General features: G+C 71.5%; 11 protein-coding genes. 5 read left to right on the plus strand and 6 right to left on the minus strand.

All coding sequences use genetic code 11. The features are described 5' to 3' along the window. Nucleotides 1-59: 59 nt before the first annotated feature. Entirely contained in the window at nt 60-2,555 is a 2,496-nt protein-coding gene (hrpB, locus tag QFW80_RS09565; protein WP_280601591.1) for an ATP-dependent helicase HrpB, read from the plus strand. Nucleotides 2,556-2,682: 127 nt separating this feature from the next. Beyond that, the gene (locus tag QFW80_RS09570) at nt 2,683-3,666 is read left to right on the plus strand and encodes a hypothetical protein (protein ID WP_280601593.1); all 984 of its coding nucleotides are present in this window, start codon (nt 2,683-2,685) and stop codon (nt 3,664-3,666) included. A 20-nt stretch (nt 3,667-3,686) separates the two neighbouring features. On the opposite strand, the gene QFW80_RS09575 is transcribed toward QFW80_RS09570, so the two are convergent. Then, nucleotides 3,687-4,346 carry a Fe2+-dependent dioxygenase gene (locus tag QFW80_RS09575; RefSeq protein WP_280601595.1) on the minus strand — a complete coding sequence of 220 codons (660 nt, stop codon included), beginning with the start codon at nt 4,344-4,346 and terminating at the stop codon, nt 3,687-3,689. Nucleotides 4,347-4,478: 132 nt separating this feature from the next. Between QFW80_RS09575 and QFW80_RS09580 the strand changes: the two genes are divergently transcribed. Further along, nucleotides 4,479-4,853: a hypothetical protein gene (locus QFW80_RS09580; protein ID WP_280601596.1), complete on the plus strand. Its 375-nt coding sequence runs from the start codon at nt 4,479-4,481 to the stop codon at nt 4,851-4,853. 89 nt (nt 4,854-4,942) lie between these two features. Here the strand turns inward: QFW80_RS09580 and QFW80_RS09585 are convergent, their stop codons facing one another. From QFW80_RS09585 to QFW80_RS09600, 4 genes are all read right to left on the minus strand, one after another. Beyond that, nucleotides 4,943-6,091, minus strand: a complete 1,149-nt coding sequence (locus QFW80_RS09585) for a hybrid sensor histidine kinase/response regulator (protein WP_280601597.1) — start codon at nt 6,089-6,091, stop codon at nt 4,943-4,945. Nucleotides 6,092-6,199: 108 nt separating this feature from the next. Then, entirely contained in the window at nt 6,200-6,757 is a 558-nt protein-coding gene (locus QFW80_RS09590; RefSeq protein ID WP_280601598.1) for a pseudouridine synthase, read from the minus strand. Between the two features lie 357 nt (nt 6,758-7,114). Beyond that, nucleotides 7,115-7,996 (minus strand): class I SAM-dependent methyltransferase, encoded by an 882-nt coding sequence (locus tag QFW80_RS09595; protein WP_280601599.1) that lies wholly within the window; start codon nt 7,994-7,996, stop codon nt 7,115-7,117. A 58-nt stretch (nt 7,997-8,054) separates the two neighbouring features. Continuing rightward, on the minus strand, nt 8,055-8,954 hold the full coding sequence (locus QFW80_RS09600) for a LysR substrate-binding domain-containing protein (protein ID WP_280601601.1): 900 nt from the start codon (nt 8,952-8,954) through the stop codon (nt 8,055-8,057). Between the two features lie 101 nt (nt 8,955-9,055). Here QFW80_RS09600 and QFW80_RS09605 point away from each other — a divergent pair, with 101 nt between their 5' ends. Then, nucleotides 9,056-9,265 carry a hypothetical protein gene (locus tag QFW80_RS09605; protein WP_280601602.1) on the plus strand — a complete coding sequence of 70 codons (210 nt, stop codon included), beginning with the start codon at nt 9,056-9,058 and terminating at the stop codon, nt 9,263-9,265. Between the two features lie 107 nt (nt 9,266-9,372). Here the strand turns inward: QFW80_RS09605 and QFW80_RS09610 are convergent, their stop codons facing one another. Continuing rightward, nucleotides 9,373-11,607, minus strand: coding sequence for an NADP-dependent isocitrate dehydrogenase (locus tag QFW80_RS09610; protein WP_280601604.1), 2,235 nt, complete (start codon nt 11,605-11,607; stop codon nt 9,373-9,375). 297 nt (nt 11,608-11,904) lie between these two features. On the opposite strand from QFW80_RS09610, the gene QFW80_RS09615 reads away from it, so the two are divergent. After that, on the plus strand, nt 11,905-14,703 hold the full coding sequence (locus tag QFW80_RS09615; RefSeq protein WP_280601605.1) for a TonB-dependent receptor: 2,799 nt from the start codon (nt 11,905-11,907) through the stop codon (nt 14,701-14,703). Nucleotides 14,704-14,723: the final 20 nt, after the last annotated feature.

Raw genomic sequence — 14,723 nt, forward strand, 5'->3', positions numbered from 1 at the left:
GGTCGCGGCGGGCGGCAAGCCGCGCAGTCTACCGCCTGCCGGCTCGTACACTTGCGCGCGTGGACACGCCCGTCTTTCCCATCGCACCGCTGCTGCCGGAGATCGTGCGCAGCCTCGACGCGCATCCGCGCCTGGTGCTGGAGGCGCCGCCGGGCGCCGGCAAGACCACCCAGGTGCCGCTGGCGCTGCTCGACGCGCCGTGGCTGGCGGGCCGCCGGATCGTGATGCTCGAGCCGCGTCGCGTCGCCGCCCGCAGCGCGGCCATGTTCATGGCCCGGCAGCTGGGCGGGGAAGTCGGCGGCCTGGTCGGCTACCGCATCCGGTTCGAGTCGCGCGTGTCCGCGCGCACCCGGATCGAAGTGGTCACCGAAGGCATCCTCACCCGTATGCTGCAGGACGATCCCGAACTCGACGGGGTCGGCGCGCTGCTGTTCGACGAGTTCCACGAACGCCACCTGGCGGGCGACCTCGGCCTGGCACTGGCGCTGGACGTGCAGGCGGGCCTGCGCGAGGACCTGCGCATCGTGGTGATGTCGGCCACGCTCGACGGCGAGCGGCTGGCGACGCTGCTCGACGCGCCGCGGCTGTCGAGCGCGGGCCGGGCGTTCCCGGTGCAGGTCGCGCACCTGCCCGCGCGACGCGACGAAGCGCTCGAGGCCCAGGTCCGCCGCGCGGTGGACCAGGCGCTGGCGCAGCATCCCGGCGACGTGCTGGTGTTCCTGCCCGGCCGGCGCGAGATCGGGCGCGCCGCGGCCGCGCTGGCGCGGCTGGACACCGACGCCGAGGTGCTGGAACTGCACGGCGAGCTTGCGGTCGAGCAGCAGGCGCGCGTGCTGCAGCCCGCGCCCGACGGTCGCCGGCGCGTGGTGCTGGCGACCAACGTCGCCGAATCCAGCGTCACCCTGCCCGGCGTGCGCGTGGTGATCGACAGCGGCCTGGCGCGCGAGCCGCGCTACGACCCGAACAGCGGCTTCTCGCGCCTGGACGTGGTCGCCATCACCCAGGCCTCGGCCGACCAGCGCGCCGGCCGCGCCGGTCGCGTCGCCGAGGGCTGGGCCTGGCGCCTGTGGCCGCAGTCGCAGCGGCTGGAGCCGCAGCGACGGCCCGAGATCGCGCAGGTGGAACTGGCCGGGCTGGCGCTGGAACTGGCGGCGTGGGGCCACGCCGGCCTGCGCTTCGTCGATCCGCCGCCGGCCGGCGCGCTGGCGGCCGCGCGCGATCTGCTGCAGCGGCTGGGCGCGCTCGACGACGACCACCGCATCACGCCGGCCGGCCGCTCGATGCTGGCGCTGGGCACCCACCCGCGGCTGGCGGCGATGCTGCTCGCGGCGCGCGACGATCGCGACCGCGCCCTGGCCTGCGACCTGGCGGCCCTGGTCGAAGCGCGCGATCCGCTGCGCCAGCGCGACGACGGCTGGCGCGCGCGCTGGCTGGCGCTGGCCGGGTCGCGCGCCGGTCGCGCCGGCGATGCGCACCGCGGCACGCTGGCGACGGTCGATGCCGCCGCGCGCCAGTGGCGACGGCGCACCGGCACCCGGGCGGAGCCGCCGCACGACGTGCCGCCGCATGCGCTGGGCGACCTGCTCGCGCACGCCTTCCCCGATCGCATCGCCCGCGTCCATCCGCGCGACCCGCAGCGCTACCAGCTGGCGAACGGACGCATGGCGCGTCTGGCCGACGACAGTACGCTGCGCGGCGAACCCTGGCTGGTGGCCAGCGAACTGCGCTTCGAGGCGCGCGACTCGCTGGTGCTGCGCGCCGCGCCGGTCGACGAGGCGCACCTGCGGCAGGCGTTCGCCGCGCACTTCGTCGAGCGCGATGAGGTGCGCTGGGGTGCCGAACGCCGCGCGCTGGTGGCCGAACGCGTGCGCCGCTTCGACGGCATCGTGCTCGACACGCGGCCCGCCGGCCGCGTGGACCCGGACCTGGCGGCGCGCGCGCTGTCCGACGCGGTGGCGGACCTCGGCCTCGACGCGCTGCCCTGGAGCGATGGCCTGCGCCAGTGGCGTGCGCGGGTGCAGTCGCTGCGCGCCTGGCTGCCGGACCTCGGCCTGCCGGACCTGTCCGACGACGCCCTGCTGGCCACGCGCGCGCAGTGGCTGCAGCCGCTGTTCCAGGGCCTGACCCGGCTCGACGCGCTGGCGGGCGACGCGTTCGCCGAGGGACTGCGCGCACGCCTGGACTGGGCGCTGCGCCAGCGCGTGGACCAGCTGGCGCCGGCACGCATCGTCGTGCCCTCGGGCATGGAGCGGCGCATCGACTATGCGCTGGCGCACGATGGCGCGCCGGAGGCGCCGGTGCTCGCGGTCAAGCTGCAGGAACTGTTCGGCCTGGCCGAGACGCCGCGGATCGCCGACGGCCGCATCGCGCTCGTGCTGCACCTGCTCTCGCCCGCCGGCCGCCCGCTGCAGGTCACCGGCGACCTGCGCGGTTTCTGGGAACGGACCTACCCCGACGTGCGCCGCGAGATGAAGGGCCGCTACCCGCGCCACCCGTGGCCCGAAGATCCCTGGAACGCGCCCGCCACCCATCGCGCGAAACCGCGCGGCACCTGAGCTCCCGGCGCGCCGTGTGCGATGCCAGCGGCGCCAACCCGGCGGCGCGAGCGACCACCTTCCATCGCGACACGTTACGATGCCTGGAACGTGACGGTCAGCCACGACCGCCAACTCGACTTTGCCCGTGCCGGACGACCTCCAGCTTCTCCTGCAGCCCGATTACCTGCCGTTCCGGCTCGACGTTGCGGAGGGGCGTCTGTTGCTGCTCAGGCTGTCGACGCAGCAGAGGACCGATGCGGCGTTCCTCGACGAACGTGTCTGCGCAGGTCGTCCCGCTGGCGCCTGGGTGCCGTGGCAGGCCGCGGAAGAAGCGTCCCTGCGATGCGCAGACCTGCCGGTGAACTGGATCTTCCACATCGGCCACTGTGGCTCCACGCTCCTCTCGCGCCTGCTGGAATCGCCTGTCCAGCACGTGTTGCGTGAGCCACTCGCGCTTCGGGACCTCGCTTCCGCCGCAGTGGTGGGCGCGTGTCCGGAAGATCGACTGGGCCCGTATCTCCAGGCGCTGTCCCGACTCTGGGCGAGGCCGGTCGCCGCGCACGGATCCACCCTCGTCAAGGCGACAAGCAGCTGCAACGCGCTGGTCGGACCGCTGCTGGCGACGCGATCGGACGATCGGATCGTTCTGCTCGACATGCCGCTCCGACCGTACCTGGCGACCCTGCTCAAGTCACCCGCTTCGGTAAAAGATGCGCTTGCTGCCGCGGACGAGCGCTGGCAACTGCTGCGACGGGCTTGGCCGGACGCCCAGCTGCGATCGCCGCAGTCGGCCGGTGAAGCATGTGCGATGGGCTGGCTGGCGGAACAGGTCCGCTTCGAGGACATCGCCCGGCACGATGGCCGCGCCCTGCGTGTCGATTTCGAGCGAATGCTGGAGCAGCCGCGCGACACGCTGGAGCGTATTGTCGTCCACCTCCGTCTCGCCCACGAGACCACCGACTCCGCGATGTCCTCGTCCTGGTGGAATCGGTATGCAAAGGCCGGGGAACATGCCTACGGCATAGAAGACAGGCTCCACGACCAGCGTCTGTCGATGTCGAGGTTCACCGGCGAGATCGAACGCGGCATCGGCTGGGTGCGGGCCGCGTCGGCGTCCCGTGCCGCCTGAAGGTTCGAAAGCGCTGGCGGTCAGGTATCGGCCCACATCCTGAACAGGTTGGTCCTCAGCGATGCGAGCAGGACCGTCAGGCGAGGATCCGCCGTGCCTGCCCGGGCGCGCGCTTCCTCGAGCTGCACGAGCAACTCGCGCTTCTGCGCGTCCGCCACCCAGCTCTGCAGCCAGGTAATCGCGGCCACGCGTACGCCCCGAGTCACCGGAGCCACCTGGTGGATCGTGGTCGAGGGATACAGGATGGCCTGCCCGGGGTCGAGCTTGTACGACAGCTCCTGTGCGCCGAGCTGAATGACCAGTTCGCCACCGTCGTACCCATCGCGCGGGCTGAGGAAGATCGTGCACGACAGGTCGCTGCGCATGGGCGGCGTCGAGGTGAACAGGGCTTCGTCGACGTGCCACCCGTAAGTCATGCCCGGCTCGTAACGGACGACGGTCGCTCGCGCCGCACTGCGCGGTTGCGCGAGTACCCGCAATTCCGGGTGTCGGAAAAGTGCATCGCGCGCAATCTGCGCGACGCGGGCATTGACGGGATCCTCCTGCGGCGCCTGCAGGTTGCGTTTGACGCTAGAACCGGTATTGGTGACGCGTCCGTCGGCGAACCCGATGCCGGGCAGGAGACCGTTGATGGCCCGAAGTTCCTCCGCGCCGAGCACATTGTTCAGAACGTGGATCATGGCAACTCCGTAGGCACATCTATGATCCGCCAAGGTTCGAGACGCGGCAACCGCTCCTCACGGCGTAACGACGTCCCGGCGGAGAGACTGCGCTTCGCGACTCAAGGCCCCAGGGGTCATCAAGGATCCACCATGAGCAGACTCGATTCGTACACCGACAAGATGATGGACCTGGTCGGCCAGGTCGGCGACAACCTCCGGACCTCGCTGCCCGGCAGCGCCGGCAAGTGGCTGCAGACCGGGGCGGCGCTGGGTGCGGCCAAGGCCGGCACGCGCGTGGTCGGCACCCTGGTGCGGCGCAATCCGGCGGTGCTGGTCGCGGCGGCGGCGGCGGCCGGCGTGGCGTGGTATGCGGTCAACCGCCACCGCCGCAAGCAGGAAGCCCAGGATGCGGTGATCGAGGGCCAGTCGCGCCGGATCGACGCGCGACGCGCACCGCGCAAGACCTCGGGAACCGGCACCCGTCGCAGCACGCGCAGCAAGGCAGGCACCAGCGGCAACGAATGACGGGCGACCGGCCGCCAAGCGCGGCGCGGACCGGGATCCGAATCCGCTGAGGATCTGCGGCGCGGCGGGCGATGCCTGACGCGCCGCTTTTAGGCCACCGTTCCGGCGGTGTCCTCGGGTTCCGTGGCCGAGGCTTCGGGTGCCGAGGCTTCGGGCAGTTCCAGCACGAAGCTCGCGCCGCCGCCTTCGCGGTCCTCGTAGCGCAGTTCGCCGCCCAGTGCGCCGACGATCTGGCGTGCCAGCGACAGGCCAAGGCCGGTGGACACCGCATCGGTCGCGCTGTCGCCAGGGCTGGCGCGGAAGAACGGCTTGAACAGCGAGGACTGCTGGTCGGCCGGGATGCCCGGGCCGCGGTCTTCCACCCGCACCTGGCGGAAGCCGGGCGCACCGGCCTGCACCGACAGGTCGATGTCGCTGCCGGGCGCGTACTTGATCGCGTTGCTGATCAGGTTCTCGCACACCTGGCGCAGGACCAGCGGATCGATCGCGACGTCCGCCTCCGACACCGCCAGGATCTGCAGCCGGGCGCCGCGGTCCTCGAGCTGCAGCGCATAGCGCTGCTCCACCCAGCGCACCAGTTCGCCCAGGCTCGCGCGCGCCGGCCCGGCCTGCGCCTGCGAGCGTGCGGAGGCCTGGGTCTCGAGGTAGCGGCGGATGTAGCCCAGCGCGTCCTCGGCGCTGTCGCGCACCATCTGCAGGTAGCGCGGCACGCGGTCCTCCCGCGTCTGGCCGGTGATCAGCAGGTCGCTGGCGAAGAAGATGCTCGTGAGCGGGTTCTTGAGATCGTGCGCGACCAGGTTCACCAGCTCCTGGCGCTCGCGGGCGACGCGTTCCAGGCGGTCGCGGGTGAGCTTGAGGCCGATGTGCGCCTGCACCCGTGCCAGCAGTTCCTCCGGCATGAACGGCTTGGTCACGTAGTCCACCGCGCCCGAATCGAACGCACGCAGCAACAGGTCGCGATCGTGCGCGGCGGTCAGGAACACCACCGGCAGGCCGCGCCAGGCCGGGTTCTCGCGCACTTCCTGCAGCAGGTCGAAGCCGTCCATGCCGGGCATCATCATGTCCAGCAGCATCAGGTCGGCGGGCTGGCTCTCCAGGCGCTGCAGCGCGTCCTCGCCGCTGTCGGCGGTGTAGACCGAGTAGCCCCGCCTGGACAGCAGTGCGCTGATGATGCGCAGGTTGGACGGCTGGTCGTCGACGACCAGCACGCGCCCGGCATTGGGTTTCGAGTTCGGCATGCGCCCCGGCGGTTCCTGCGTGGATCCCCGTTGCCGGCGGTGGCAACCTGGGCAGGAAACGTTACCAGACCGCTCAGGCCCCGGGAATCCGCGGCGGGCGCGGCGCGTTCACTCTGGTTCCCCGCGGGCGTCGTCGAGCCGCCGCCAGTCGCCCGGCGCGAGCGCGTCGAGCGTGTGCGCGCCGATCGCGATCCGCACCAGGCGCAGGGTGGGCAGGCCGACCGCGGCCGTCATGCGCCGCACCTGCCGGTTGCGGCCTTCGCGGATGCGCAGCCGTAGCCAGGCGTCGGGCACGGTCTTGCGCATGCGTACCGGGGGATCGCGCGGCCACAGGTCGGGCGGATCGATCGCCTCGGCCTCGGCCGGGCGGGTGGGGCCGTCGCGCAGCGCCACGCCCTGCCGCAGCGCCGCCAGCTGCGCCGGCGCCGGCGTGCCTTCCACCTGCACCAGGTAGGTCTTGGGCAGCTTGTGACGCGGGTCGGTGATGCGGTGCGCCAGCGCGCCGTCGTCGGTCAGCAGCAGCAGGCCTTCGCTGTCGTGGTCGAGTCGCCCGGCGGGATAGACCTGCGGCGGCAGCCCGAACGCCGCCAGCGTCGGCCGCGGCGGCGTGCTGCGGTCGGTGAACTGGCACAGCACGCCGTAGGGCTTGTTGAAGGCGATCAGCATGGTGTCAGGACGGCGAGCGATTGCGGCTGTGCGCACGACAGGCTGGCGGCGCGGGTGCCGACGCTCAATGGAAGAAGGATGACAGCGAGGGCCGCTGCGGTCGCGTTGCGCGCGGCCCGCACGACGTGCGCGTACGACTGCTGGCGGCGATCTGCCGCCGCCACTGGACAGGCGCACACTGCGCGGTCACGAAGAGCGCCGGACGCGACCCGTGCGTCGCCCGCGTGTGCGCGGGCGGTCAACCGGCCGGACGCGGGCGATGGACGGGACATCGCCCGTGGTGGTGCAGCGGAAGCGAAAGCGGGCGACGGAGCGCGTATCACCCGCGGGCGCGGTGGCAGACCGTCGCCCTGCGGGTCATTCGCCGGCCGACTTCACGAACCGCAGCGTCATGCGGTCGCTTTCGCCGATGGCGGCGTACTTCGCCGCGTCCTCCGGATCGTGGTTGTTGCCCGGCGGCAGCGTCCACACGCCGTTGGGGTGGTCCTTGGTGTCCTTCGGGTTGGCGTTGACCTCGCTCTTGGCGTCCAGCCTGAAACCGGCGGCCTCGGCCATCGCGATCACCTGCGCCTCGCCGACGTAACCCGACTTGTCGTCGGCGGGCACGTCGGTGGCCGCGCGATGTTCGACCACGCCCAGCACGCCGCCCGGCTTGAGCACGTCGAAGAAGCCCTTGAACATGCCTTCGGCCTGGCCGCTGCCGCGCCAGTTGTGGACGTTGCGGAAGGTCACCACCAGGTCGGCCGAACCGGGCGCACCGAACACCGGCGCCTTCGGATCGTAGGCGACCGTGGTGGCGGCATCGAACTGCGCCGGGGCGGCTTCGAACTTCTTCGCCAGCGCGTCCTTGCCGCGCTGCTGGTAGTCGCGGCCGCGGCCTTCGGGCAGCGCGGCCGGGTCGACGATCGCGGCGACATAGGTGCCGTTGCCGCGCAGGTAGGGCGCCAGGATCTCGGTGTACCAGCCGCCGCCGGGGGTGACCTCGACCACGGTCTGGCCGGGCTTGAGGCCGAAGAAGGTCAGCGTTTCGGCCGGGTGGCGGTAGGCGTCGCGGGCGCGGTGCTCGGCGCTGCGCCAGTTGCCGGCGATCGCCGCGGCCAGCGCCGCGTCCGGCTGGGCCGCTTCGGCGCCGGCTGCCGGGGTGTGGTCGTCGGCGACGGCCGCCAGCCCGGTGGCGGACAGCGCCAGGGCGAGCAGGGAGGCGGTCAACAGGCGGGGAGCGGTCTGGAAGCGGCGCATGGTGGACTCCGGGCGGAAACGGGACGCCAAGCCTGCCACATCGCCGCCGCACGCGGCGTCACGCCTCGTCGGCGGCCACGTGCCTGGCGTGCTCGCGCGCCTGCGCGTGCAGCCACTCGCGGAACACCTGGAAGCTGCCGTGCGACCGCGAGCGTTCCGGATACACCAGCCAGTGGCCGGCCGCGGTCCGCAGCCGCTGCCGCGACAGCGCCACCAGCTGCCCCGATTCGAGCAGCAGGCGCGCGCGCGTGAGCCGGCCCAGCGCCACGCCCACGCCCCCGAGCGCGGCGCGGTGGTGCGCTTCGGTGTCGTCGAGCATGGCCACGTAGCGGGCCGGCGGCGGCTGCCCGACCAGTTCGAACCAGCGCTTCCACTGCCCGTCCGGATCGCCCACCAGCGGCCACTGCGACAACGGCGCCGCGTCCACCCCGCCCATGCGTTCGACCAGCGCCGGGTTGGCCATCGGCACCAGCCATTCGTCGAACAGGTGCTCGGCGATCGTGCCCGGCCATTCGCCGCGGCCCACGCGCAGGGCGGCGTCGATCTCCGGGTCGCGCACGAAATCGGCCACGGCCTCGGTCGACTGCAGGTTGATCTCGATCGTCGGGTGGGCGGCCAGGAATCCGGACAGCCGCGGCACCAGCCAGGCCGAGGCCATCGACGGCAGCGCGCTGACCGACAGCACGTTGCCGCGCGGCGCCGCGAACGGGTGCAGGGCTTCGGCGATCGCGTCCAGGTGCGGGCCGATGCGCTCCAGCAGCCGCTCGCCGTCGGGCGTCGCGGTGACGCCGCGCGCGCCGCGCACCAGCAGGGGATAGCCCAGGCGCTGCTCCAGCGCGCGCATCTGGTGGCTCAGCGCGCTGACGGTCAGGTGCATCGACTCGGCGGCGCGGGTCAGGTTGCCGTGCCGGACCGCGGCCACGAAGCCCTGCAGCGCATGCAGCGGGGGACGGGACATGCCTTGAGATCCCTTCAAGCCTGTGTTGCGGAAGATTCGCTTTTTCGGCCCGGATCATGCGCCTATGTTTCAAGGCACTCAAGACATGTCGGAGGTGCCCGATGAAGAACATCTACGCCGGACTGCTGTTCAACCAGGGACACGTCACCGATCCCGGACTGGCGCGATCGCTCGCCGGGGCACCCGTCGAGACGGACGGTCGCGGTCCGTCCCCCCAGGGCAGGGACATCGCGCAGGGCGTCCCGGCCGATCGCCCGCGGCGCGGGCTGCGCGCCACCCTTGCGCTGATCCTGCCGCTGCGCGGGCGCTGAGCGACCGCCGCACGATGCGGCGACCGGGTGCGGAGTCGCGGCCCCGGCGCCGTGCGTGGCACGCGCCAGGGCGGCAGAGAATCCCGGCCCTCGCGCGGTGAGCGGCCTCAGCCCGCGGCCAGGGACGCCAGCGCTTCGTTGAACGTCGCGCTCGGCCGCATCGCCGCCGACACCCGTGCCACGTCCGGCCGGTAGTAGCCCCCGATGTCGACCGCGCGCCCCTGCACGCCGTTGAGCTCGGCCACGATCGCCGCCTCGTGCCCGGCCAGCGCCTCGGCCAGCGGCGCGAAGCGCGCCTTCAGCGCCGCGTCCTGGTCCTGCGCCGCCAGCGCCTGCGCCCAGTACAGGGCCAGGTAGAAATGGCTGCCGCGGTTGTCGATGGTGCCGAGCTTGCGTCCCGGCGACTTGTCGTTGTCCAGGAAGCGGGCGTTGGCCTCGTCCAGCGCCTTCGCCAGCGTCGGGGCCTGGGAATTGAGCCAGCGCTGGCTGATGTGCTCCAGCGACGCGGCCAGCGCCAGGAACTCGCCCAGCGAGTCCCAGCGCAGGTAGTTCTCCTCCAGGAACTGCTGCACGTGCTTGGGCGCGCTGCCGCCGGCGCCGGTCTCGAACAGGCCGCCGCCGGCCATCAGCGGCACGATCGAGAGCATCTTGGCGCTGGTGCCCAGCTCCATGATCGGGAACAGGTCGGTCAGGTAGTCGCGCAGCACGTTGCCGGTGACGCTGATGGTGTCCTCGCCGCGGCGGATGCGCGCGAGCGAGAACGTCATCGCCTCCACCGGCGGCAGGATGCGGATGTCCAGCGACGTGGTGGTGTGGTCCTTCAGGTACGCCTCGACCTTGGCGATCACCTGCGCGTCGTGCGCGCGTGCCTTGTCCAGCCAGAACACCGCCGGCGTGGCGCTCAGGTGCGCGCGGTCGACGGCCAGCTTCACCCAGTCGCGAATCGGCGCGTCCTTGGTCTGGCACATGCGCCAGATGTCGCCGGCCTCCACCGCGTGCTCGAACACGACCGTGCCGGCGTCGTCGGTGACGCGGATGGTGCCGTCGCCCGGCGCCTGGAAGGTCTTGTCGTGGCTGCCGTACTCCTCGGCCTTCTGCGCCATCAGGCCGACGTTGGGCACGCTGCCCATGCTCGCCGGGTCGAACGCGCCGTTGGCCCTGCAGTCGTCGATCACGGCCTGGTAGATGCCGGCGTAGCAGCGGTCCGGAATCACCGCCTTGGCGTCCTGCAGCTTGCCTTCCGCGTTCCACATGCCGCCGCCGTCGCGGATCATCGCCGGCATCGAGGCGTCGACGATCACGTCGCTGGGGACGTGCAGGTTGGTGATGCCCTTGTCGGAATTCACCATCGCCAGGCCCGGCGCATCGGCGTACACCGCGTCGAGGTCGGCGCGGATCGCGGCCTGCGCGTCTTCGGGCAGCGAGTCCAGGCGCGCGTACAGGTCGCCGATGCCGTTGTTCGGATCGAAGCCGGCCCGCGCCAGCGCGTCGGCGTGCTTCGCGAGCGCGGCCTTGTAGAACTCGCCCACCACCACGCCGAACATGATCGGGTCGGAGACCTTCATCATCGTCGCCTTCAGGTGCAGCGAGAACAGCACGCCTCGCGCCCTGGCGTCGGCGATCTCGCGCGCGACGAACGCGGCCAGCGCCTTGCGCGACATGCGCGCGGCGTCGACGATCTCGCCGGCCTGCACCTTCACCGCGTCCTTCAGCACCTGGGTGCTGCCGTCGTTGCCGGTGAACGCGATCTTCAGGCTGCCGGCCTGCGCCATCGTGGCCGACTGCTCGCTGCCGTAGAAATCGCCGTCGTCCATGTGCGCCACGTGCGACTTCGAGTCCGGCGACCACGTGCCCATGCGGTGCGGGTGCTTGCGCGCGTAGGCCTTGACCGACTTCGGCGCGCGGCGGTCGGAATTGCCCTCGCGCAGCACCGGGTTGACCGCGCTGCCCATCGCCTTGCCGTAGCGCGCGCGCAGCTCGCGCTCGGCATCGTCCTTCGGCTCGTCGGGATAGTCGGGCAGCGGGTAGCCCTGCGACTGCAGTTCGCGGATCGCGGCCTTCAGCTGCGGCACCGAGGCGCTGATGTTGGGCAGCTTGATGATGTTCGCCTCCGGCGTCTTCGCCAGCTCGCCGAGTTCGGCCAGGTCGTCGGCCACGCGCTGGCCGTCGCCGAGCCGGTCGGGGAACTGCGCCAGGATCCGGCCCGCCAGCGAGATGTCGCGCGTCTCCACCGCGATCCCGGCCGCGCCGGCGAACGCCTGCACGATCGGCAGCAGCGAGGCGGTGGCCAGGAACGGCGCTTCGTCGGTCAGGGTGTAGAGGATCTTCGGCGTGTCGGACATGGGCATCGGGTTCCTGCGCAGCGGAGGTGGGGCCGTGGCCGCGGGGGCGGCGGGGCAGCGGGCCATTGTCGCGTGTTCGGCGATGGCCGGCAAAACGCACCGCGCGCGGGCGCGTCCGCATACACCTGCGCGTACACGCCAACAGCGTGCGCGTCCACGTGCGTCGCCGAGCGGTCACGCAACTTCGACGTCACATTCACCTCCTAGGCTTGCCCGCCTGCGACGTGGCACCGAACGGGCCTGCATGGCACGGGCCGGGTGTCGCTGCGCCTTTCTTTCCTCCCCGACGAGACCCGCATGAGCCCGACATCCCGGCGTGCACGCGCCCACACGCCTCGCCCCACGCCCCTGAACCGCGCGATCGCCGCCCTGCTGGCCGCGGGCGCGGCATGCGTTCCGCTGCAGGCCGCGGCCCAGGACGCGGTGCCCGCCGCCGCGGCCGCGACCGAGCTCGACGCGGTGCGCGTGAGCGGCAGCTACAGCCGCAGCCTCGACCAGGCGGTCGACCTCAAGCGCGACAACATCGGCTTTTCCGATTCGATCGTCGCCACCGACGTGGTCGATTTCCCCGAGCAGAACCTGGCCGAGGCGCTGCAGCGCATGCCCGGCGTGACCATCGAGCGCAATAAGGGCCTGGGCACGGCTGTCAACGTGCGCGGGCTGCCGTCCGAGTACACCCACGTGTCGATCAATGACCTGGCCACCGCCTCGGGCAGCGGCGGGCGCGACGTGGAGTTCGACATCTTCGCCTCCGAGATCATCCAGCAGGTCACGGTGCAGAAGTCGCCCACCGCCGCGCACGAGGAAGGCGGCATCGCCGGCTCGGTGCAGATCTCGACCGCGCGGCCGTTCGACTACAGCGAGCGCAAGCTGGTGCTCTCCGCCGAGGGCGCGCACAACTCCATCTCCGGCGAGACCGATCCCAAGGCCTCGTTCCTCGCCAGCGACACCCGCGGCGACTGGGGCGCGCTGGTGTCGTTCTCCGCCGGCAGGCGCACCAACCGCACCGACGCGAACTCGGGCATCAACTTCCGCCCGCTGTCGCGCTTCCTCGGCGCCTCCGGCGAGCGCGGCGAGCAGGCGCAGGCGGTGCTCGAGCGCGACACGGGCGTGGTCATCGCCGACCGCACCGATCCCGGCGAGACCGACCTGATCGTGTTCCAGGACAAGGTCGGCGACCGCGTGTTTCTCAATGAACAGGAGAAGTGGGGCGCCACCGCCTCGCTGCAATACCGGCCCGGCAACCGTTTCAGCCTGACCTTCGACGCCCTGGTCGGCGCCTACGACACCACCGAGGACGAGTACGACGCCGCCGCGTACTCGGCCTCCAGCCGCAGCACGCTCGACACCGTCCACGAATACGACGACACCACCCTGGCCGGGCAGGGCATCGTGGTGCTGCGCGACGTGTCCTACACCGCGACCCAGCACGAGTTCCTGAGCAAGGAGCGCATCGGCGAGAACGACTACCGCCAGTACAGCCTGGCGATGGACTGGATGGGCGAGCGCTGGAGCGTCGATGCCCTGGCCGGCTACTCGGGCGCCGACAAGCGGCTCGACTACGCCAACCTCAAGCACGTGGCCTACGCGCCCTCGCGCACGCGCTGGACGGCCACCGGCGGCGAGACCATCCCCAGCGCCGATCCGGACACCATCGACATGTACGACGCGCCCGAACGCTACCTGTTCGAGGCCTACGAGACCACGCTCGAACAGATCAGCGACGACAAGTACGCCGCGCAGGTGAACGCGCGCCGGTCGCTGGACCTGGCGTTCCTGCCCGCGCTGCACGCGATCCAGTTCGGCGCGCGCCACACCGACAAGTCCAAGGAGCGCGAGCGCGGCGTGCTCAACATCCACGGCCCGGGGCCGGGCGACACCTCGTGGGCCGGCGTGCGCACCCTGGCCGACAGCGAGCTGCGTCCGATCGGATCGCTGGTGCCCGGCGGCCACTACCGCGCGCGCGAGCTCGACTGGGCCCAGGTCTCCAACGACTACGCGCGGGCCACCTTCCGCTATCCCGGCTTCGCCACCCCGTTCCAGGAAGGCGAGTACTACCGCGTCGACGAGGAGGCCACGAGCGTGTACGCGATGGCCGATTTCGCCTTCGACCTCGGCCCGGTGCCGGTCTCGCTCAACGCCGGCCTGCGCTACGTGGACACCTCGGTGGTTTCGTTCGGCTACCACCCGGTGCAGAACCCCGACGGCACGCCGGGCTTCACCGAGGACCCGGTGTCGCAGTCGGGCGGGTATTCCAACGTGCTGCCGTCGCTCAACACGACCGCCGAACTCGCCGACGGCCTGCTGCTGCGCGCCGCGGCCTCCGAGACCCTGATGCGCCCGGCGCTCACCGACCTGGCCTACAAGCGCACCGCCAGCTGGAGCTCGTTCCGCTTCACCGACGGCAATCCGGGCCTGGAGCCCACGCAGGCCGAGCAGTGGGAGCTGGGCCTGGAGAAATACTTCGACAACGGCGGCCTGCTGGCGGCCTCGTACTTCCAGAAGACGATCGAGGGCGTGGTGATCAACGCGCTCACCGGGGTGGTGCCGGACGTGGCGGTGTACAACGCCAACGGCACGCTCAACGGCTACTTCGACTTCGACGTCTACCAGCCGGTCAACGCCAGCGGCTCCTACGACGTCGACGGCTTCGAGCTGATCGCGCACCTGCCGCTGGAATCGGTGCACCGCTCGCTCGAGGGCTTCGGCGTCAACGCCAACTACACCTCGCTCAGCAGTTCGCTGGCCGGCGAATCCGCGCTCGACATCCAGACCCCGATGCCGGGGCTGGCCGAGAAAACCTGGAACCTGACCCTGTACTACGACAACGAGCGCTTCGACGCCCGCGTCTCGCACAACCACAAGGGCGACTACGTCGAGAGCCTGGGCTACAACATGTATCCGATCTGGCGCGAAGCCTACGGCCAGACCGACATCTCGATCGGCTACCGCGTGGCGGACAACATCAAGCTCAGCCTCAAGGGCATCAACATCACCGACGAGGCCACCACCGGCTACACCATGGACCCGTCGTTCCCGACCATGTACGAGCTGTCGGGCCGGCGGATCAGCCTCGGCGTGCGGATCGAGTTCTGACCCGGTGGTCCGGCGCAGGC

Source organism: Luteimonas rhizosphaericola (assembly GCF_029888045.1).
In the GTDB taxonomy this organism is placed as follows: Bacteria; Pseudomonadota; Gammaproteobacteria; order Xanthomonadales; family Xanthomonadaceae; genus Luteimonas; species Luteimonas rhizosphaericola.

Coding starts and splice junctions, on each gene's coding strand:
- QFW80_RS09585 (WP_280601597.1), bottom strand. CDS start 6,091: ATGCCGAACTCGAAACCCAATGCCGGGCGCGTGCTGGTCGTCGACGAC.
- QFW80_RS09575 (WP_280601595.1), bottom strand. CDS start 4,346: ATGATCCACGTTCTGAACAATGTGCTCGGCGCGGAGGAACTTCGGGCC.
- QFW80_RS09605 (WP_280601602.1), top strand. CDS start 9,056: ATGAAGAACATCTACGCCGGACTGCTGTTCAACCAGGGACACGTCACC.
- QFW80_RS09610 (WP_280601604.1), bottom strand. CDS start 11,607: ATGTCCGACACGCCGAAGATCCTCTACACCCTGACCGACGAAGCGCCG.
- QFW80_RS09615 (WP_280601605.1), top strand. CDS start 11,905: ATGAGCCCGACATCCCGGCGTGCACGCGCCCACACGCCTCGCCCCACG.
- QFW80_RS09600 (WP_280601601.1), bottom strand. CDS start 8,954: ATGTCCCGTCCCCCGCTGCATGCGCTGCAGGGCTTCGTGGCCGCGGTC.
- QFW80_RS09595 (WP_280601599.1), bottom strand. CDS start 7,996: ATGCGCCGCTTCCAGACCGCTCCCCGCCTGTTGACCGCCTCCCTGCTC.
- QFW80_RS09580 (WP_280601596.1), top strand. CDS start 4,479: ATGAGCAGACTCGATTCGTACACCGACAAGATGATGGACCTGGTCGGC.
- QFW80_RS09590 (WP_280601598.1), bottom strand. CDS start 6,757: ATGCTGATCGCCTTCAACAAGCCCTACGGCGTGCTGTGCCAGTTCACC.